Origin of the sequence: Sphingobacterium sp. UBA1897 (assembly GCF_002337775.1) — a bacterium.
Classification (GTDB): Bacteria; Bacteroidota; Bacteroidia; order Sphingobacteriales; family Sphingobacteriaceae; genus Sphingobacterium; species Sphingobacterium siyangense.
On the sequence record NZ_DDGR01000026.1, the window covers coordinates 66,394 to 87,107 of the forward strand.

Sequence of the window (20,714 nt, forward strand, 5' to 3'; positions counted from 1 at the left end):
AGTCGCCTATGAATAATTGCTTATTATATTGCATATGATGAACAATTTATCTAAGTTTACGGCTCTAATTTTTTTATAATGGATAATCCATTCAACTTAAACAACCTACTACGGGAAAATATTAAGAAGCTCGTACCTTATTCATCCGCAAGAGATGAATTTAAAGGGGAGGCATCCATATTGATTGATGCCAATGAAAATCCTTTTGGATCCCCCTTAAACCATGATTACAACCGATATCCAGACCCTCTCCAACATCAAGTTAAAGCAAAACTTTCTAAAATAAAAGGTGTACCATCAGAGCATATCTTTTTGGGAAATGGAAGTGATGAAGCTATTGATATTTTATACCGTGCATTTTGTACCCCTGGTGTTGACAATGTCATATTAGTTCCGCCAACCTACGGGATGTATGAAGTTTCTGCGAACATCAATGATGTTGCTTTCAAAAAGGTAAACCTTACTGCTGATTACCAGCTGGATTTGGATGGTATTGCCAGTGCAATAGACGCACATACTAAACTGATTTTTATCTGTTCTCCAAATAATCCAACAGGAAACTCAATCCGTCGTCAGGATATTGAAACGATCTTGAATAATTTTCAGGGGCTTGTTGTTGTCGATGAGGCTTATATTAATTTTTCTGCTGTCAAGTCATTTACGCAAGAACTGGCTGAATACCCCAATCTAGTGGTATTGCAGACTTTGTCTAAAGCTTGGGGGCTTGCGGCGCTACGCCTGGGCATGGCTTTTGCCAGTAAAGAGATTATAGCTGTTTACAATAAAATAAAACCACCATACAACATTAACCAGGCTACACAAGATATTGTATTGGAAGCCTTAGATCAGGTTGATCAAGTCAATGACTGGATCAAGGAGACGGTGGCGGAGCGCGAGAAACTCGTGCGTGAATTGCTTGAACTGGACTATGTGCAGCATATTACACCTTCTGATGCCAACTTTATTTTGGTCAAGATGGAGCAGCCACGTGAAGTTTACGATTATCTAGTTCAATATGGAATTATCGTTAGAGATAGATCCAAAGTCGAATTATGTGAAGGCTGCCTACGGATCACTGTTGGAACGCCTGCCGAAAATCAAATATTGTTAGAAAAACTTAATCAAATCAATAAATAATACTATGCCTGATAACTTAAAACGTGTACTGTTTATAGACCGCGATGGAACATTAATTTTGGAACCTGAAGACGAACAAATCGATTCTTTTGCCAAATTAAAATTCTATCCTGGTGCTTTGCAGTATCTTCCACGTATCGCAAAGGAGCTGGATTTCGAATTGATCTTGGTTTCCAACCAAGATGGTTTAGGAACGTCTTCCCATCCGGAGGAGAATTTCTGGCCAGTCCATCATTTTGTGATTGATACGTTTGCAGGAGAAGGAGTAGTGTTTGCCGAGGAACATATTGATAAAACCTTTCCACACGAGAATGCGGAAACCCGAAAACCGGGAGTTGGTATGCTTGGAGCTTATTTTGATACGTCGAAATACGATTTGAGCCAATCCTTCGTCATCGGCGATCGTGTGAATGATGTTAAATTAGCACAAAACCTCGGTGCAAAGGCAATTTGGCTGCGTGCTAACGATCAATTAGGTGCTTTGGAAAACCTTGCGATAGATTCAACTGTTATAGCTTTAGAGACAACAGATTGGAAGACGGTGTATGAATTCCTTAAATTGGGTACGCGCACTGCCGAACATCATCGTAAAACCAATGAAACGGATATTTTTATTCAGTTGAATTTGGACGGTTCGGGTAAGTCTGATATCGAAACGGGATTGCCGTTTTTCGACCATATGTTGGATCAATTGGCTAGACATGGAGCACTTGATTTGACCATCAAGGCGAAAGGTGATCTTCATATCGACGAACATCATACCATCGAAGATACGGGTATCGCACTGGGTGAGGTCTTTTTGAAGGCTTTAGGGGACAAACGTGGAATTGAGCGCTATTCCTATACGTTGCCAATGGATGATTGTTTGGCTCAGGTTGCATTGGATTTTGGTGGTCGCAACTGGATTGTGTGGGATGCGGAATTTAAACGGGAGAAGATCGGCGATATGCCTACGGAAATGTTTTTCCACTTCTTTAAGTCGTTTTCAGATGCTTCACGATCGAATTTAAACATTAAAGCTGAAGGTGACAATGAGCACCATAAGATCGAAGCGATCTTCAAAGCTTTTGCTAAATCTATCAAGAAAGCGGTAAGACGCGATGCCGACCATATGCAGTTGCCAAGTACAAAAGGAGTATTGTAAGATGATAGGAATTATTAATTACGGTGCGGGGAATATTTTCTCTTTGACAGCGGCACTGGATCGTGTTGGGCTTACCTATGGTATGGTCAATACCGCAGATGAGATCGATCAATACGATCGTATCATCATTCCTGGAGTGGGGCATGCTGGCGCAGCAATGGACAAACTACAGGAATCAGGATTGGTGCCTTATATTAAAAAGCTAAAAAAGCCTGTATTGGGGATTTGTGTTGGTATGCAATTACTGACGGCTTTTTCAGAAGAAGGAAATGCCGAAATGTTAAAGCTTTTTCCTTTGAAGACGTTACATTTTGATGCCGAAAAGTCGGGTAAAGTACCACATATGGGCTGGAATAGTGTTTCCGTGCCAGCAAATAGTCCTTTATTTGCACATATTGAAGATCAAACTTATTTTTATTTTGTCCACTCGTACTTTATCGAATTCGATGCGACATATACCGCGGCAAAATGTGTCTATGGACAGCCTTTTTCGGCTGCAATTTCTAAAGACAATTTCTTTGGCGTACAATTTCATCCAGAGAAATCTGGAAAAGCAGGAGAGCAGCTGTTGCTCAATTTTTCAACTATTCAAATTGACTAAAAATATTCGACTATGTATATCATTCCAGCAATAGACGTTTTGGACAAAAAAGTTGTCCGTTTGAGAGAGGGTAACTACAATGACGTTACAACGTATGCGATTAGTTTAGAAGAGCAAATCGAAACCTACCGCGCAAATGGTACGGAACTCGTCCATATCATTGATTTAAATGGTGCAAAAGGAGACTTCAGCAATCAGGCCTATTTATTTGATATCATCCAGAAGACGGATATGAAGATTCAATATGGCGGTGGTGTTAGAAGCATAGAGAAGGTTAAAGAATTGGTAGATGCGGGTGTTTATCGCGTTATTGTCGGAACACAGGCAATTACAAATCCTTCATTCTTGGAGGAACTGGCGACATTGAATGAAGGTAAAATAAAATATGCAGACCACATTGTTATAGCGATCGACGTATTGGATGAAGTCATCAAATACTCCGGCTGGTTGGAAAGCTCTCCAATCAAATTGATCGAATATATTGATAAATGCTTGGTTTTAGGGTTCTTTAGATTCTTATGTACCGATATTAGTAAAGATGGTAAATTGGGCGGTGCAGGTGTTGAATTGTACCAAAAGTTGTTGAACCATTCTCCGATTATCAAGTTAATTGCTTCTGGCGGGATCAGTTCAATGGACGATATTCAGAAACTTCAGGAACTGGGCAGTGTAGAATCTGTTGTCGTTGGTAAAGCAATCTATGAAAATAGAATCTCGATCGATGAAATCAAAGATTGGAATTTAAAATCGTTAATCAGATTTTAAAATGCTGGCAAAACGTATAATTCCCTGTTTGGATGTTAAGGATGGGCGGACTGTAAAAGGAGTCAATTTTGTGGATCTGCGCGATGCGGGTGATCCCGTTGAATTGGCCTATGAATATTCTCAACAAGGGGCTGATGAACTCGTTTTCCTGGATATTACAGCGACACATGAGGAGCGTAAAACGACAATTGATTTAGTCAAAGCAGTCGCACGTCAAGTGAATATTCCTTTTACAATTGGCGGTGGTATCCATGAAATCAAAGATGCTGACATCCTGTTGAATGCAGGTGCAGATAAAATTTCCATCAATTCCGCGGCGGTACGTAACCCCGATCTTATCAATCAGATGGCTGCAGCTTTTGGTGCACAATTTGTTGTTGTTGCTGTCGATACCCGGTCCATCGACGGTCAGCATTTTGTCCATCTGAGTGGTGGACGCATTAGGACGGAATTGAGCACAGCGGATTGGATACTTGAAGCGCAGGAACGTGGAGCGGGAGAGATCCTGCTGACGTCAATGGATCATGACGGAACAAAAAATGGCTTTGATAATGGTTTTTTAAAAACAATAAATGACCGCATTCATATTCCACTGATTGCCTCTGGCGGAGCTGGTAATCAACAGCATTTTGTGGATGTTTTTCAGCAAGCTAACGTAGATGCTGCCCTGGCGGCATCGGTCTTCCATTATGGTGAAATATTGATTCCCGATCTTAAAGCTACTTTGCGTCAAAATGGAATTGTCGTAAGATAGAAAACAAGATTGATCAAGGAGAAGTAAGTCATAAACTTGCTGGATGAAATCCTGAGAAGTTAAAAGAGAGCTCACGGTTCTTCGAAAATAATTAAAAATTGAAATACTAAAATCATGTTAGATTTTGCAAAAAGTGACGGCCTCGTTCCAGTGATTGTGCAGGACTTCCAAACGTTGGAAGTGTTGATGTTAGGCTATATGAACGAGAAAGCTTGGGAGAAGACACAAGCAGAGAAACGTGTTACGTTTTTCTCCCGAAGCAAAAATCGCCTTTGGACAAAAGGAGAGGAGAGTGGAAACTTTTTGAATGTAAAAAGCATCCATGTTGATTGTGATAAGGATACTGTTTTGATCAAAGCAGAACCAATGGGGCCTACCTGTCATACAGGGAGCAGAAGCTGTTTCAGTACAGACTTTAACCAAAACTTTCTGTTGGAGTTAGAGCGTATTGTCAACCATCGCTATGAACATCCTTCTGACGAATCTTATGTCAATCGCCTGCGTTCTCGCGGTATCAATAAGATTGCGCAAAAGGTTGGCGAGGAAGCCGTAGAAACAGTAATTGCAGCATTGACAGAAACAGATGCTGATTTTATCAATGAAACTTCAGACTTATTGTTTCATTTGATCGTATTGTTGCGTGAGAAAGGATTTTCTTTGGAAACAATTGCGAAAAACCTCGAGAGCAGACATCAATAGGTATTTGAAGGGACATCTTACTTCGTGCTCCTAGCTCACTTAAAATCGGAAGATGGCAACACCGTTGAACAAAATCCGAAACGGGGAGAAGGCTTTAAGCTAAGATGACAAAATAATCTAAGAAGTGCAGTATATTTGTGGATATACTGCACTTCTTGTTTCTACCGGCTAACAATACGTATTGCTGTATTGATTTTTACTGGACTCACAGTTCGATCAGTGGAGAATTTAGTCCTACAGCATAAAAACTGGGCGTAAAATATGCGATCCGGCTGGAGAAGGAGTTTTAGCGAAATTACTATGGATATTACATTAAAATCGACATTACCAGGACATCAAAACCCTATTTTTTGTGTAGAGAAGGGTTATTATACGCACACATTTTTTACAGCTGGTAACGATAAGGGCGTTGTCGAATGGGATATTGAGCAGAATGCATTTAAGCGTATTCTCTGCGCAGTAAGTTCATCGGTATACGCTTTACGGTTGATAACGGGTACGCCGATTCTGGCCATAGCCTTGCGCGAGGGCAAGCTACTTTTTGTACATGTAGAAGAGCAAAAGCTTGTAGCAAGCATACAACTGAGCACCAAAGCTATTTTTGCATTGGCTTATATGTCCTGGAAAAATGAGCTTTTGGCGGTAGGTGAAGAGGGGACATTGTATGTCATTGACTTGGCAACTTATAAAAGTATTTACGAGAAGCGTATATCCCCAACAACAATTCGGGCAATTGCAATTGATGAAGGACTTGGACGAATAGCATTGGGCGATAAAGATGGACAGGTTTATATGTTGGACAGTACTGACTTTCATGTTATTACTGATTCAAAATTGCATAGTATGCCCGCTACGTCGCTGGCATTTATCCATAATAAATTGCTAAGTGGTGGAAGGGATGCGCAATTGGTGATTTCAGATCCAAATCAATTGACAACTAATTTTTCCTTTGTACCTCATCTTTTTACCGTATACGGAATATATCCCCATCCTGAAGCGCCAATTTTTGCAACTGTCAGTCGCGATAAATCGTTGAAGTTTTGGTCCACAGCCGATTTTGCACTATTGAAAAATATGAGCCGCGAGAAGATGCAAGATGGCCATCATTTATCTGTAAATGCAGGATCATGGTCCGAAAATGGACAATATTTCTTTAGTGTCGGTGACGACAAATTAGTGAAAGTCTGGGAATTTGAAAATAAATAAATGATCAAAAATAGCGCAGCTTATCTATTCGCTGTCTAAAAGCTGTAATACCTGCGTAAGGTATTTCTCATCGACTTCATCAAAACTATTTAATTCACTGCTGTCAACGTCCAGCACACCGATAATCTGTCCCTGTTTAAAAACGGGTAGCACTATTTCGGACCGCGAGAGCGAACTACAGGCAATGTGTCCCGGAAATTGCTCCACATCAGGAACAATCAATGTTTTTTCCTGTGCCCAAGCACCCCCGCATACGCCACGGCCTTTCTTGATACGCGTGCATGCAACGGGGCCCTGAAAAGGGCCTAATACGAGCTCGTCTCCATCAACAAGATAGAAACCAACCCAGAAAAAATTGAATTGTTCTTTCAGTGCAGCAGCGATGTTAGCCAAATTGGCTATTTGATTAGGCTCGCCTTGCAATAGTCCTCCAATCTGAGGAAGTAAATTTTGATATTGTTCTTCTTTGCTACCTTTAGCTATTTGTAAATCCTCTGCCATAAAAATCTATGTAAAAAAAATAATCATGCATTTGCTATCAGGATTACAATTGCCAAGCATGTTTTGCCTGTCCGGAAAGCTTCACGGCATATTGAGTTCCAACCTGCATGAAATGAAAAAGCGCTAATACGCTGTTCAAAGTTAACAGAATATTAGCGCTTTCTTATCAGGCAAATGTTATTATTTCTTGGTGTTGATAATATTCACCCGAATGTAGTTGCTTCTTTTGCCGGAAGGCGTTACAACAACGGCTTTGAAAACACGTTCCTTACTATTAGGAACCGTAATTTTCACTGGACCTGTATATTCTAAATCCAATTCTGAAGGATCGTAGTTGTCCAATGTATAATAAATTTTGGCCCCTTCAACAGATGGTTTCAAACCTCTGATCGTATATTCCGAAGCATATACGGTGGTATCTGTTATGCCATATACTTCCGGTACACGATAGAATGTATTGGTTTGGTCAAGTTTAGCCAGCTGATTTGCTGCACGTTGTTCTGAGAAATTTTTCCAGTTCTTTTTCTCTGGCTGTGTCCAGGCAATTTCAGAAAGCGCTAAAACGCGCGGTAATACTGTAAATTCGACTTTATTGGATGATCCAATATACTCTGTCCAAATATTTGCTTGTACACCTAAAACGTGTTTCTTGTTGTTTTCAGCAATTTTGCTAGGCATTGGGTCTGACGAATATACTTTGCTCAATGTGGAAAGTCCGCCGATACTTAAAGGTTCTCTGTTTTGATCAGGACCTTGTTTGTGATCAAAATATAGACCATAGCTGTTTGCCGTAATGATCACATCGTGACCTTGATTGGCTGCATCAATTGCGCCTTGATCGCCTCTCCAGCTCATGACAGTCGCATTAGGCGCTAAACCACCCTCTAAGATCTCATCCCATCCAATGATACGTTTACCTTTACTATTGATGTATTTTTCCATACGCTGGATAAAATAGCTCTGTAACTCATGTTCATCTTTGAGGTTGTTGTCTTTGATTCTTTTTTGACAAAATGGACATGTTTTCCATTTTGTTTTTGGACACTCATCACCACCGATGTGGATATATTCGCTAGGGAATAGGGGAATGACTTCATCAATTACATCTTCCAATAATTTGAATGTCTCTTCTTTTCCGGCACAGAAAACATCGTCAAACACTCCCCAAGTCTGAGCAGCTGTGTAAGGTCCTGGCTTATCACCACAGCCCAATTCTGGGTAAGCCGAAAGTGCTGCTAATGCATGTCCTGGCATCTCGATTTCGGGTATAACCGTTACATATTTAGCTTTTGCATAGGCAACCACTTCTTTGATTTGGTCCTGGGTATAGAAACCACCATAAGGTGTATTGTCATAATCGCCATCTGTCTTGTAGTTACCCAGCAGTGTTTGCTTGCGGTAACCGCCAACTTGAGTCAATTTTGGATGTGATTTGATTTCTATACGCCAGCCTTGGTCGTCTGTCAAATGCCAATGAAACGTATTCAATTTGTAAGATGCCAGAATATCAATGTATTTTTTTACAAATTCTACAGGAAAGAAGTGACGGCCAACATCGAGATGTAATCCACGATAGGCAAAACGCGGTTCATCCTGGATTGCAGCTTGTTGAATTTCTATACTGGCCTTTTTATCTACAGGTAGCAGTTGGATCAACGATTGCATACCATAAAATAGACCGGCAGCTTTTCCGCTAATAGTTGCGCGGTCCGAACTTATGTTAAGTTCATATGCTTCCGCATTAGTGGATTTTGCGTTTTTGGAGGAGAAATAGATCGTATTGCTGCTCGCTGATTTCACTACTGATAAATTGAGATTGTAGTTGCTTTTTAGGAAATCCTGAAACAGCATTGCAACTTTTTTGTCCTCTTCGCTATCAAAGGCGATTTTGGTGTTAGCGTTGATTTTAAACGTACCATTTTTAATTTGAACCTGTTGCGGTAATGGCACAATGTTCAAGGTAGCATCTTTCTTTTCTTGCGCAAATACTGCTGCTCCTACACTTAGAGCCAGCGCAAGTGAAAATAGTTTCTTCATGCGTGAGATTATAACTGAAATAAGAAGTCCTAAAAATAGGTGAATAAATACGTTTTAGCAAAGAGGAAATGTAACAAATAGGGTATGAAAACACTGCTGAAAGTGTTTTTGGGCACTTAGAAGTAGTTTGGATAATAGCGTCATTGGGGTAGATCAATCGTTTGTTTAGTCTGTTAAAGGGGATATTTTACTTCGGGGAATAGTATCCAAATTTAGGTAAAAAAAATATGCCTTTTAACTGTATTTATCCGTGTTCTACTGAGCAGCTGTTCAGTAGAGCACAACGGAATCTGCTTTTCTGGTAACAGTCCCTCAAACGCCATTTTGAAGATGGCAATACTTGGTTGATACCAAGTACAAGATAAACACAATATTTAATCAATTTTTAGAAAGTGCTTACTCGGTGCTTATTCAGTCTTCACTGACTGACCACTGAGCAAGCACTGAACGATCACTGAACAAGCACTGAATAAACAGTGTCAAAATACCACATTTGATCCCTATTTGATGTCCGTTTGCTGTATCTAAAAACCAAAGCGAAAAGAAGGAAAGGGCTCGCCTTTGTAAAGAATAAATCGCTGTTGTGATGCTTCCTTTTTAGCCCTCGATTTATTGCAAAACTGAGGTTCGGGAAATAACAAAGGAACCCGAAGGTTCCTTTATATCTTTTACGCTACAGCATTAGCAGTACGTATCCGATATTAATCATTAGATAACTGATACGTACTGCTAATGTTTATGCATTAAAGTCGTTTCAATGCTAATTTGATCATATCCTCTACGGAAAGATTGCTTTCGGTCTTTAAAATGGTATTTAACACCTTCTCTGCCGCGACTTTGTTGAATCCGAGCATCACTAGTGCTGACAATGCTTCTTCTGGCACAGATTGGGATTCGATAGGTGATGCCAAGGCTTCGAAGCCCTGTTTTTTTAATTTATCCTGAAGTTCCAGTATAAGACGTTGTGCTGTTTTAGGGCCGATTCCTTTAATCTTTTGAATTAGGGCAACCTGGCCATTGACGATGGCAGACTGGATCTCATCGGGTGTGTTTGACGATAGTATCATACGGCCTGTATTGGGGCCAATACCAGAAACAGAGATCAAATTTTCGAATAATTTTTTCTCGCCTTCTGTCGCAAAGCCATAAAGCGTGTGTGAATCTTCCCGAACTTGAAGTGATATAAATAGTTTACAATTTTCCTGATCCTTGATTTGGGAGAAGGTATAGAGAGAGATGTGGACATAATAACCAATCCCACTCACATCGATAACAACATGAGTGGGGGCTTTATATGCTAATTTTCCATTGAAATATTCGTACATAGTATACGAATATAGGAAGATTTTAAGCTATTCTATAAATTTTTAAGATGTGCTTGTACATCGACTACGGCAATGGTAACCATATTGACGATTTCGCGTACAGAGCTGTCCAATTGCAATACGTGAATTGGTTTGTTCATACCCAAAAGGATTGGACCTACAGCCTCAGCTTCACCAACTTCTTGCAATAATTTATAAGCGATATTTCCCGACTCCAAATTAGGAAATACGAGTGTATTCGCAGATTTTCCATTTAAGCAGCTGAAAGGGAAATTTGCTGTCAACATTTCGCTGTTTAAGGCGAAGTTTGCTTGTAAATCACCATCAGCAATAATCTCTGGATGTTGATCGTGTAGGATCTGCGCTGCTGCTCTCACTTTTGTTGGCGTTTTTCCTTCGCTTGAACCAAAATTAGAGTAAGATAGTAATGCAATACGTGGCTGAATGTTCATGCGTTTCACAGCTTTATCCAATAACAGGGTAATGTCTGCTAGTTCTTGTGCTGTAGGGTCTTCATTTACGGTTGTATCACCCATGAAGATTGGTCCTTTTTTTGTTAACATCATATACATACCTGCGACACGGCTGCCTGGTTTAGCACCGATTACATGTAATGCCGGACGGATTGTATTTGCATAATTTTTGGTCATACCGGAAATTAGGGTATCAGCTTCGCCAAATTCCACTAAAGAGGCACCAAAATAGTTGCGGTCGTACATCAACTTACGGGCATCGTATTTCGATATACCACGGCGTTGTCTTTTGATGTAAAGATGCTCAATAAATTTCTTTGAACGCTCCGTTTCGTTGTCGACTTCAGCAACTGGGTCGATAATTTCAAGACCATCCAATTCAAAAGCATATTCTTTGATTAAACGTTCGATTTTATCTCTTCTACCTAAAAGAATTGGAATCGCAATGCCCTCTTCTTTAACAATCTGTGCCGCACGCAACGTTTTGTAATTGTCTGCTTCTGCAAAAACAACACGTTTAGGATCTCTTTTTGCAGCCATAGTCAAATTGCGCATAATCGCATCATCTTTACCAAGACGTTTACGTAGGGCATCGCTGTATTGATCCCAATCTTCGATTACGGTCTTTGCCACACCTGATGCGATGGCAGCTTTTGCAACAGCCATGGAAACTTCAGTGATCAAACGCGGATCGGTAGGTTTTGGAATGATATATTCTTCCGAGAATTTTAAATTGCTCGTGTTATAGGCTTGATTTACTTCTTCTGGAACAGGTTGTTTCGCCAAGTCTGCAATGGCACGCACTGCGGCAATTTTCATTTCCTCGTTAATTGCTGTTGCACGTACATCCAAAGCACCACGGAAGATATATGGGAAACCCAATACATTGTTTACTTGGTTAGGATAATCTGAACGACCTGTACCCATGATAATATCGTTACGTGTTGCCATCGCCAAATCGTAAGCAATCTCAGGATTTGGATTTGCCATCGCCAATACAATTGGGTTTGGAGCCATCGTTAACAACATCTCTGCCGACATGACGTCTGCTGCCGATAAACCGATAAATACATCCGAATCTTTTACAGCATCTGCCAGGGTGCGAATATCGCGATCTGTTGCATATTGTGCTTTCATACTGTCTAGATTTTCTCTATCAGTACGGATTACACCTTTGCTATCCAGCATCACAATATTTTCTTTGCTAGCACCTACTGAAATATACATTGCAGTACACGACATTGCAGCTGCTCCAGCACCATTGACGACGATTTTTACTTTTGAAATATCTTTACCGATAATTTCACAGGCGTTGATCAATGCTGCACCTGAGATGATTGCTGTACCATGTTGGTCATCGTGCATCACCGGGATGTTCATTTCTTCTTTTAGACGGCGTTCGATTTCAAAACATTCCGGTGCTTTGATATCTTCCAGGTTGATCCCTCCAAAAGTAGGCTCCAATGCTTTGACAATGTTGACAAACTCATCGACATTTTTGGTGTCCACTTCGATGTCAAATACATCAATGTCGGCAAAAATTTTGAATAATAAACCCTTACCTTCCATGACTGGTTTACCAGCTTGGGCGCCGATATCGCCTAAGCCCAATACTGCTGTACCATTACTGATAACAGCAACAAGGTTTCCTTTTGCGGTATATTTATAAGCATCTTCTTTGTTCTCAGCAATAGCCAAACATGGCTCCGCTACACCTGGAGAATATGCTAATGATAAGTCTCTTTGCGAATTTGTTGGTTTGGTCGGAACAACAGCTATTTTACCAGGTCTACCCATTGCGTGGTAGTTTAACGCTGCCTGTTTACGATTAGTGTTACTCATTACGATTTTATTAATTTAAGGCTACAAATCTATCATTCTTTTTGATAATTGGAAATATTTGCCAATATCTTATTATAATTAGACAATAATATGTTACTTCAGGACATCCAACAGTTTAAACATTTGCTGACGCATGCTGGAGGCCGACCCAGCATAGTTGTTAACCAGTAACGTGTAGGTAAATGACTGTCCTGTTTTATTGGTATGTACACCTGTATAACCAAGTACGCCGCCGATTGTTCCACTTTTCATCTTCATATTGTTATAGGTGGGAAGACTTTCATAGAAAGCAGGGTACCAACTTTGTTTTTGTGCATACTGCATAATCTTATTCATCGCGGCTGTGGTCACTCGATTTTGAGGTGATAGTCCCGAACCATCCATACTATTGAGTTCACTGGATTTTATGCCTAATTTGGCGTTCCAATATTTTTGGATATAATAGGCGCCATCGTCGGTACCTGTTTTACCCGCTGTTGTATAAGCTATCGCTTTCAATAGGGCTTCTCCATAGAGATTGATGCTCTTTTGGTTAAACCAGTAGACAATTTTATCTAAGGTTGGAGATAGGTGAATATCCAGGGTTTGTTTTTTTGAAACATCGACTGAATCCATCTTCGTTCCGGTAGCAGGCCGTTCGCTGGCAACAATACCGTTGTTGTTTAAGACTTCGTTTAATTGATAAGCGAGATCATAAGCTGGATCGGGAGAGGAGAGCTCAATTGTTTTCTTGAGATCCTGCCCATACGAACCACGCACAAATATCTTGGTTGAATAGGGGGCAGCATAGGCGTATACGTTGTCGCCGCTTCCCGATTTACCAGTGGTTGTTTCATTGATAATTTCCAGGTAGGGAACTTGGGCTGTATAACTAAGGATCTCCGCTTTGGCGCCAATTTTATTACTTGGGGTAAAATTTATGCCAAAAGCGTTCTCACACCAATTGAGCGAAGAAATCCCCGCGCCGTAGTAGTTACCCATGTCAGTCCAGATCCAGCCACCCGGAAGCTGGTTCCCATTATAAAGCCGATCATCGGCGATAATAGCGCCATTAATACTTTTGATACCGGCATTTTGGATCGCTGTAAGCCACTTGTTCAGTATCGTTGTTGCCTGAGTCTCCGGATAGCGAGCGCTGCCAAGGGTAGGGTCTCCCGTACCTGTCACAATAATACTTCCGTTTAACACACCGTTCTCGTCGATTTCACCTGTATAATACAGGGTTGTTTTGAACTGAAAATTCTTACCCAGGAAGTCCAATGCCGTGGCCGAAGTGATTACCTTCATGGTGGACGCGGTTGCTAGTCCGATATTTTCATTTGCTGCGAATACAGTCTGACCTGTTTTTCCATCGAAAACTATCAGTGAGCTCAAACCATTCCTGAGGCTTTCCTGATTTTGAAACTGCGTAAAAGCATCCTGAATTTTACTGCGAAGATCCTGCGCAAATAATGGAATGGTAACGGTCGTTAACGCGTAAGTAGAAAAAGCAATGGTACTTAGCAGAATTTGGTTCATATATACTATTTTTTTATCGTCCTATGGTGGTATATCCCAGTTTATCTTCAATGAGTTTGCAAACACGGTTATCGATATTCGTGCAGGCAATCATGGATATTCCATCGGATTTATCATGATGACTTGAACGCAGCCTATTTTAAGGGAAAAGCGTTCGCTGTACTTCGTTTGTTTTATTTGGCTTAAAGTTAGGCATTCGACCCTAAAAAATCCTAACTTGCATAAAATTGTATAGACGACATGAAGCATATCGAAAAATTAGCTGCCATTCGTGAGGCGATGAAGGTTCAGGGAATCGATGGATATATCATTCCATCTTCAGATCCTCATATTAGTGAATATCTACCGGAACGTTATAAATGCATTGCCTGGGCCTCGGGTTTTACCGGGTCGGCAGGTACGTTGGCAATCACACAAGATTTTGCCGGCCTTTGGACCGATTCTCGCTATTTTGTCCAAGCAGCGGAGCAATTGGCAGGAACAGGTTTTGAATTGGTGAAATTGAAAGTGCAGGGTGCTGCAGAATATGCTGATTGGTTGGGCGAGCAGTTGGGTGCTGGTGCTAAGGTTGCTTTTGATGGCAATCTCGCTTCTTTATTGGTGGCTCAATCTGTTCAGAATACTTTGGAGCCTTTGGAGATTAAAGTAGATGGTCATGTTGACCTGTTGTCATCATTATGGGAAGGACGACCAGAGCTTCCTAAGGCACAGGCCTACCTGCTGGACGAAAATATTACGGGACAGTCAACGGTTTCTAAAATTGAAGCTGTCCGCGCGGAGATGAAAAAGAATAGAACGGAGGCTCATCTGATCTCATCTTTGGATGACCTGGCCTGGTTATTAAACATCCGTGGTCAAGATGTACCTTGTAACCCTGTTGTTTTGGGATTTGTATTGATTACAGCAGAAAATGCAACGCTTTATATCGAACCTTCGAAGCTGACAACTCAGGCAACTGAAGAACTGAAGGGCTACGGAGTGGATATTGCAGCTTATGAGGATCTCTTTGAGACAGTTCCGACATTGGAGGTTGCATCTATTCTTATCGATCCAAAACGTACCTGTTTTGCTGTTTTCGACAGCGTACCTAAAGGGGTTAAAATTGTTGAGAAAATAAACCCTTCGACGAGTTTAAAAGCAATTAAGAATAAGGTTGAAGTTGAAAATAACCGCCATACGTTTGTAAAAGACGGTATAGCGTTGACTCGTTTCTTCAAATGGTTGGAAGAGAATGTCTCCTCTGGTGAGCTTTCTGAATTATCTATTGCTGACAAATTACGTGGATTTCGTGAAAGTCAAGATGGCTTTGTTGACGTCTCATTCACGACAATTGCGGGATATTTGGATCACGGCGCCCTGCCGCATTATTCGGCTAATGAAAAATCGAATTATACACTAGAGCCTAAAGGTTTACTATTGGTCGATTCTGGGGGGCAATATACTACAGGGACAACGGATATTACCAGAGTGGTAACGCTTGGAGGTCTTACGCAGGAGGAAAAAGAGGATTATACCCTTGTGCTCAAGGGAACAATAGAAGGCTCTCAGGCTATCTTCCCTACTGGAACGCGCGGCTATCAGATCGATGCAATTACGCGTCGTCCATTGTGGGAAACATTACGCAATTATGGGCATGGTACGGGACATGGTGTCGGTTTCTTCTTGAATGTACACGAAGGTCCACAAGTGTTCAATGCAGCAGCAATAGATGTTGCTGTTGAACCAGGTATGATCACTTCAATAGAGCCTGGATTGTATCGCGTCGGCAAACATGGTATTCGCATTGAGAACCTCGTGTTGACCCGTAGAGCAGGATCTTCCGAATTTGGAGACTTCCTGGACTTTGAGACACTAACAATATGTTATATCGCAACTGATTTAATCGAAAAATCCTTATTGGATAAGAAACATATTGCCTGGCTAAATAACTATAATCAGTGGGTATTTGATCAATTATCGAATCATCTTACGGTTGAGGAAAAGAATTGGTTGGCAGACAAGTGTCAGGCGATTTAATCGCTCAAAAAGAATAACGACAGTGGCTGTCCGCTGTCCACAACAATAAGTTGTCAAAATAAAAAGCCCTCCAATAATTAAGTAATAAAGTTTTGGGGGCTTTTTTTTAATCGATTTTTTTCAAAATCTCGTAAATAGATTCTTTTCCAAAAGGTTTCAGAATAAAACCGCTTATAAAAGGATAATTAGCCAGTTGCTCCTGATCGCTTTTGCTCGTAGAGGAGCTGACAATAAAAATCTTGGTTCGTTTGATGAAGTCTGTCCTATTTTCAAGTACATCCATTAACTCCCAACCAGTCATAAATGGCATATTGATATCCACAAAGAGTATGGGTGGCATCAGCGACTGGCAGATGTCATTGTTATCCAAAAAATCCAATGCATCCAGTGCATTTTTGAAGGAATGAAAGTCAATCTCATAGTCGGTAAATCCCTGTAGCATATGGCCGAAAATAGTACGTAAAATGGCATTATCATCAATGAGAATGATCGTTCTTTTAGTTTCAGGAGTCATGGTCTTTTTGATTAATAATTGTTTTCATCGTGTCAATAAACCTCATCTTTGTCGTTGATTGACATCGCAGTTTTTCTTTTACTCTTTTACTTGTGAGATCACGCTGTCCAGGATCTTAGCAGTTATTTTCTACGAACAGGATTGAACGCTATTTTTTATAGTTGTATCAGCGGATCTTTATATGCTTTTTCTAAAAATTTGACATAAAAGGTACTACCCGAATCGATTTTACTTTGTACATCGATCTTTCCGCCCAATGATTCGATCTGATATCTTATGAGAAACAATCCGACACCTTTAGTCTCAAATCCACGGTGAAAAACCTTTTTGAACATAAACAGCTCAGATTTGTATTTTGGTAGGTTAATACCCAGCCCGTTGTCTTTAACCGTTAATAAGGTTCCTTCTTGTTCCAGATGCGTATGTATTTCGATCCTAGGGGCTCTATCTTTTGCCGTAAATCGGAGTGCATTACTCAGGAGATTGCTTAAGATACTTTCCAGGTAAATCTTAGGATAATAAATATCTTTTACATTGAATTCGATGGAAATAGTCGCATTTTTTTGCTGTATTTCTTCCAGAAATTGCTGTTGCACTTTTTTGAATACATCGAGAAAATTACATTGCTCGTAAATCAGTGAATTGTTTGATTTGATATCAAGTATACCCCCCAAATCATGTAATGTTTCAGTCAGGTTGTCACTGCTAATATCCAGAAGGTTCATAAAATCTGCTTTTATTTTTTCGTCATCAGTTACCTTGATTTCGTCAATAAGCATCTGTATATTACTGAGTGGGCCCTTTAGATCATGAGCGAGGATGTTAGCAAATTCTTCCAGTTGTCGTATTTTGGTTTCAAGATCTATTTTGACTAGATCCGATTCAATCTTTTGCCTCTTTAGAATTTCTATATTCTTTTTTGATTCGGAAATATCCTGCACCTGGACGATCAGAAATTGTGCGGTATTGGCATTATCAAAAACTGCCGCAACCGTTACAGAACACCATACAAAATGTCCTAATTTATGTAAATAGCGTTTTTGAAGCGTAAATGCTTCAATTTCGCCCCTGACAAGTTTTTCTCTAAGTTCAACATCTTTATCTATATCGTCTGGGTGTGTTCGATCAGTAAACTTGGTTGTCGACATTTCTTCATGAGAATAACCAAGAATTTTGGTTAACATGTTATTGGATTCTATGCAGTAACCTTCGAGGCTTGTCAAAGAGATTCCCAGACCAGATAAATAAAATGCTTGATTAAATTTGTGTTCATTGAATTTACTCTTTTCATTGGACTCGACTTGTTTTGTAATGTCGGAAATAACCAGGGCTACCCGGTTCAGCGCCCTATGTATAGGTTTTATCTGTAAACGGTACCATTTGTCTTTGTGCTCTTTTAAATTGGATTGAAAATCCATCTTAAGTTCGCGGTCCAATTTTAATGAACTTTGTATTAATTGAAGAGCGGGCACTGCAAGATCAGGTGGGAAAAGCTCCGTGAGGCTCTTATTTAGAAATTCTTCTGGCGTATAGAACAATAGATCCGGATTGTTGGTCCAGTAGTTTTTAAATACTCCAGTATCGGTTACTTCGAATACAAGATCATTCAATGAGGCAACAAGCAATTGAAGTTGGTGTTGTTTATCTTCTAGGACACGATTTTTATTGACCAATTTCGATACATCAATAAATGAGATTGAAAGACCTTTTTTATTGTCTTCTATAGTAAGATGAACATTGAATTGATACCATCTAAACTCTTGATCCTTTTTTCTTCCTAGGATAATTTCATTTTGGTTTTGGTTTTTGGAAAGAGCACTAAAAAATGGCGTTTCTGTAGGCGATAGTTCCGAAAGATCATCTGCTGAGTAAAATGTAATTAAATCATGTAGTTTGTTGGTGGTTGCCGTACTTTCGAGGTCTAAAAGCTCTTGTGCGCGTTTGTTAAACAGTAGAATAGTGCCATCATCGGTGGTCGTGATTAATCCCTCCAACCTTGTATTTACAGTTTGGTCAGAAAGCACAGATAAAGAGTCCCGTTGCAGATGCATTATCTAACAATGTTTAGGGTTAATTTTCTCATTTATAAGCATAAGTGGCCTATCAGCCCCTATTTGCAAAATTGGTAACTTTTACCCCAAAATAATAAATAAATATTAAAATATGTAACTTTTTGTATAAATTGCTAGCAAGCAGATTGTTATGTAGGCATAGTAATCTGCCTGCTGGTGTTTTACATGTTCTGTACCGAGGAACGTATGTTTAATTCTTCATTTTTTCGAGCCAAATCCAGTTAAACCAAAGTGGCTGTAGTTCTTTACTTTTAAAGGTTACGATATATTTTCCGGGTTTATCGAATTTAAATTTGCCGATGCGGTTTTCGACAAATTCTTCTGTGTAGTTGTTTTCATTGGGCTCGACCACCATTTTGTTTGTAGGAGCAAAACTTCCTTGCAACCGCTGATTGGCAGTACTGACTTCAAAAACACTGTTTTGTTTATTGGGATTATGTGCTGAAAAATCGAGTGAGTAGACGCCTGCTTCAGGGATGGTTACCTCCCAATCGATCTTCGTATCACCCGTCAGGATCGCATGCGTTGGATTTTTGCCGTTATAGCGTACAATTTTGAGTCCTTGGTTGAGGCTATTGGTTGATTTCAACGAAAAGCCACCAAAGGTTGATTCCGGGATTGTATTTTTGTCCAATTCTAGCGGGCTGTTAAAAGTCAATTTAACTTCTGAAACATAATGATCAGGTTGCGCGTCAGGTAATTGGATATGGATTAGACTGAGACTTTGATCAAATTTTAGCGCCGTAGATACACTTCCGTTCATCAGTGAAACCTGTTCTGGGGTCGATTTGATTCCTGTAATCCGAAGTGTATGATCTAAGGGCCAATTAAAGACGTGCGCATATACGACTGTTTTTTGCCCTTCTTTTTTGGTCGTGAGGTAACCCCAATCGAAATGGTTGTTTTTTAGATCAAGGCCGGTGCTGCCATAGATGCCCTCTCCATAACTGTTTAGCCAATCTCCGACTTCGTGCAGACGACTGACACTTTCGTAGGGAACTGTTCCATTGGCACGTGGCCCGATATTTAAGGTGAAGCCCCCGTTGAGACTTACATTGGAGATCAACGATTGGAAAATTTGACTGGTTGATTTCCATTCATTCTCCTGACCGTTGTAACCCCATGAATGGGCAATCGTCCCAGGGGTTTCCCATGGATGGTTAATGTAATTGCTGCCAAATTGGTTATCTCCTAATGTCTCAAAATCCACGTTCTCCGCATCCGTAGGAAGACCTAGACGTGAATTAATCAAGCAATTAGGCTGTAGTTCACGGATCAGTTTGACAACTTGCAGTAATTGTTCTTTTTTTATGATCGACTTTTGATAAGGGATCCACATGTCGAACCATATCAATGCAATGTCGCCATAGTTGGTCATCAGTTCGCGAAGTTGAGGGATAACTTTCTCCTGCCAATATTGATTGTATTGGGCATCGGTAACATGTCCCGACAGCTCCTGTTGATGATTCCAGCCGTATGGATGTTCCCAGTCAATCCAATGGGAATAGTAAAAACCTAATTTCATGCCGTGCTTTCTACAAGCCTCTGCGATATCTTTGATGACATCCCGATTGGAACCACTCAATTTTGGGAGGCTATAATCACCAACTTTTGTGTCCCAAAGGGCAACACCATCATGATGTTTGGCGGTGATGATGATATATTTCATCCCAGCCTCTTTTGCTAGAAGAACCCATTGCTCAGGATCTATTTTACTCCAGTCGAAACGTTTTGCCAAAGTACCGTACTCTTCTTTGGAAACGCGGTTGCGATATCTTAACCACTCGGCATAGTTATTCATATAACGTAAAGGTTCACCCTTCCACATGCCTTCAGCCGCACTGTATAGTCCCCAATGAATGAACATGCCAAAGCGGGCATCTTTAAACCAAGAGGCTTTTTCAGAAGTTTGTGCAAATAGTTGGGCCGAAATACTGAATAGCAATAATGACAAAATCAGTAGTCGCTTGATTGATGGTATCATAAAGGTTGTTCTGTTTTTTTGACTTACAAGATAGGCAAAAAATCGAACATCAATCCTTAAATTGGATTTTGGAGTGGTTGTAAACTATGGAATGTAGTCGGTGAAAAAGTGAAAACCCCTCGTATT

The 20,714-nt window shown here is 40.3% G+C and carries 16 protein-coding genes; 8 read left to right on the plus strand and 8 right to left on the minus strand.

The annotated features are described in order from the left end of the window. The first annotated feature begins 78 nt into the window (after window positions 1-78). From hisC to B4N43_RS17145, 7 genes are all read left to right on the plus strand, one after another. Window positions 79-1,137: a histidinol-phosphate transaminase gene (gene hisC / locus B4N43_RS17115; protein WP_286735736.1), complete on the plus strand. Its 1,059-nt coding sequence runs from the start codon at window positions 79-81 to the stop codon at window positions 1,135-1,137. 4 nt (window positions 1,138-1,141) lie between these two features. Continuing rightward, window positions 1,142-2,281 carry a bifunctional histidinol-phosphatase/imidazoleglycerol-phosphate dehydratase HisB gene (hisB, locus tag B4N43_RS17120; RefSeq protein WP_075990986.1) on the plus strand — a complete coding sequence of 380 codons (1,140 nt, stop codon included), beginning with the start codon at window positions 1,142-1,144 and terminating at the stop codon, window positions 2,279-2,281. A 1-nt stretch (window position 2,282) separates the two neighbouring features. After that, window positions 2,283-2,882, plus strand: a complete 600-nt coding sequence (gene hisH, locus B4N43_RS17125; RefSeq protein WP_046672343.1) for an imidazole glycerol phosphate synthase subunit HisH — start codon at window positions 2,283-2,285, stop codon at window positions 2,880-2,882. Window positions 2,883-2,894: 12 nt separating this feature from the next. Beyond that, window positions 2,895-3,647 carry a HisA/HisF-related TIM barrel protein gene (locus tag B4N43_RS17130; RefSeq protein ID WP_286735737.1) on the plus strand — a complete coding sequence of 251 codons (753 nt, stop codon included), beginning with the start codon at window positions 2,895-2,897 and terminating at the stop codon, window positions 3,645-3,647. A 1-nt stretch (window position 3,648) separates the two neighbouring features. Beyond that, window positions 3,649-4,401 carry an imidazole glycerol phosphate synthase subunit HisF gene (gene hisF, locus B4N43_RS17135; protein WP_286735738.1) on the plus strand — a complete coding sequence of 251 codons (753 nt, stop codon included), beginning with the start codon at window positions 3,649-3,651 and terminating at the stop codon, window positions 4,399-4,401. A gap of 114 nt (window positions 4,402-4,515) precedes the next feature. Further along, window positions 4,516-5,100: a bifunctional phosphoribosyl-AMP cyclohydrolase/phosphoribosyl-ATP diphosphatase HisIE gene (gene hisIE, locus B4N43_RS17140; protein ID WP_088160174.1), complete on the plus strand. Its 585-nt coding sequence runs from the start codon at window positions 4,516-4,518 to the stop codon at window positions 5,098-5,100. 300 nt (window positions 5,101-5,400) lie between these two features. Further along, window positions 5,401-6,306, plus strand: coding sequence for a WD40 repeat domain-containing protein (locus B4N43_RS17145; RefSeq protein WP_232475673.1), 906 nt, complete (start codon window positions 5,401-5,403; stop codon window positions 6,304-6,306). A gap of 24 nt (window positions 6,307-6,330) precedes the next feature. On the opposite strand, the gene B4N43_RS17150 is transcribed toward B4N43_RS17145, so the two are convergent. The 5 genes from B4N43_RS17150 to dacB all read right to left on the minus strand — a co-directional run bounded on the left by B4N43_RS17150 (window position 6,331) and on the right by dacB (window position 14,002). After that, window positions 6,331-6,807, minus strand: a complete 477-nt coding sequence (locus B4N43_RS17150; protein WP_046672350.1) for a GAF domain-containing protein — start codon at window positions 6,805-6,807, stop codon at window positions 6,331-6,333. 180 nt (window positions 6,808-6,987) lie between these two features. Beyond that, window positions 6,988-8,844 carry a beta-N-acetylhexosaminidase gene (locus B4N43_RS17155; protein WP_286735739.1) on the minus strand — a complete coding sequence of 619 codons (1,857 nt, stop codon included), beginning with the start codon at window positions 8,842-8,844 and terminating at the stop codon, window positions 6,988-6,990. Between the two features lie 743 nt (window positions 8,845-9,587). Further along, complete coding sequence (gene ruvA / locus B4N43_RS17160; protein WP_088160178.1) at window positions 9,588-10,169, minus strand: Holliday junction branch migration protein RuvA; 582 nt, start codon at window positions 10,167-10,169, stop codon at window positions 9,588-9,590. Window positions 10,170-10,201: 32 nt separating this feature from the next. Further along, window positions 10,202-12,484 carry an NADP-dependent malic enzyme gene (locus B4N43_RS17165; protein ID WP_145328916.1) on the minus strand — a complete coding sequence of 761 codons (2,283 nt, stop codon included), beginning with the start codon at window positions 12,482-12,484 and terminating at the stop codon, window positions 10,202-10,204. 93 nt (window positions 12,485-12,577) lie between these two features. Next, window positions 12,578-14,002 (minus strand): D-alanyl-D-alanine carboxypeptidase/D-alanyl-D-alanine endopeptidase, encoded by a 1,425-nt coding sequence (gene dacB, locus B4N43_RS17170; protein ID WP_286735740.1) that lies wholly within the window; start codon window positions 14,000-14,002, stop codon window positions 12,578-12,580. Window positions 14,003-14,242: 240 nt separating this feature from the next. On the opposite strand from dacB, the gene B4N43_RS17175 reads away from it, so the two are divergent. Further along, on the plus strand, window positions 14,243-16,018 hold the full coding sequence (locus B4N43_RS17175) for an aminopeptidase P family protein (RefSeq protein ID WP_286735741.1): 1,776 nt from the start codon (window positions 14,243-14,245) through the stop codon (window positions 16,016-16,018). A gap of 106 nt (window positions 16,019-16,124) precedes the next feature. On the opposite strand, the gene B4N43_RS17180 is transcribed toward B4N43_RS17175, so the two are convergent. The 3 genes from B4N43_RS17180 to B4N43_RS17190 form a co-directional block, all read right to left on the minus strand. Next, window positions 16,125-16,532, minus strand: coding sequence for a response regulator (locus tag B4N43_RS17180; RefSeq protein ID WP_145328912.1), 408 nt, complete (start codon window positions 16,530-16,532; stop codon window positions 16,125-16,127). A gap of 155 nt (window positions 16,533-16,687) precedes the next feature. After that, the gene (locus tag B4N43_RS17185) at window positions 16,688-18,583 is read right to left on the minus strand and encodes a sensor histidine kinase (RefSeq protein ID WP_145328910.1); all 1,896 of its coding nucleotides are present in this window, start codon (window positions 18,581-18,583) and stop codon (window positions 16,688-16,690) included. A 211-nt stretch (window positions 18,584-18,794) separates the two neighbouring features. Continuing rightward, on the minus strand, window positions 18,795-20,588 hold the full coding sequence (locus B4N43_RS17190) for an alpha-L-fucosidase (protein WP_286735742.1): 1,794 nt from the start codon (window positions 20,586-20,588) through the stop codon (window positions 18,795-18,797). Window positions 20,589-20,714: the final 126 nt, after the last annotated feature.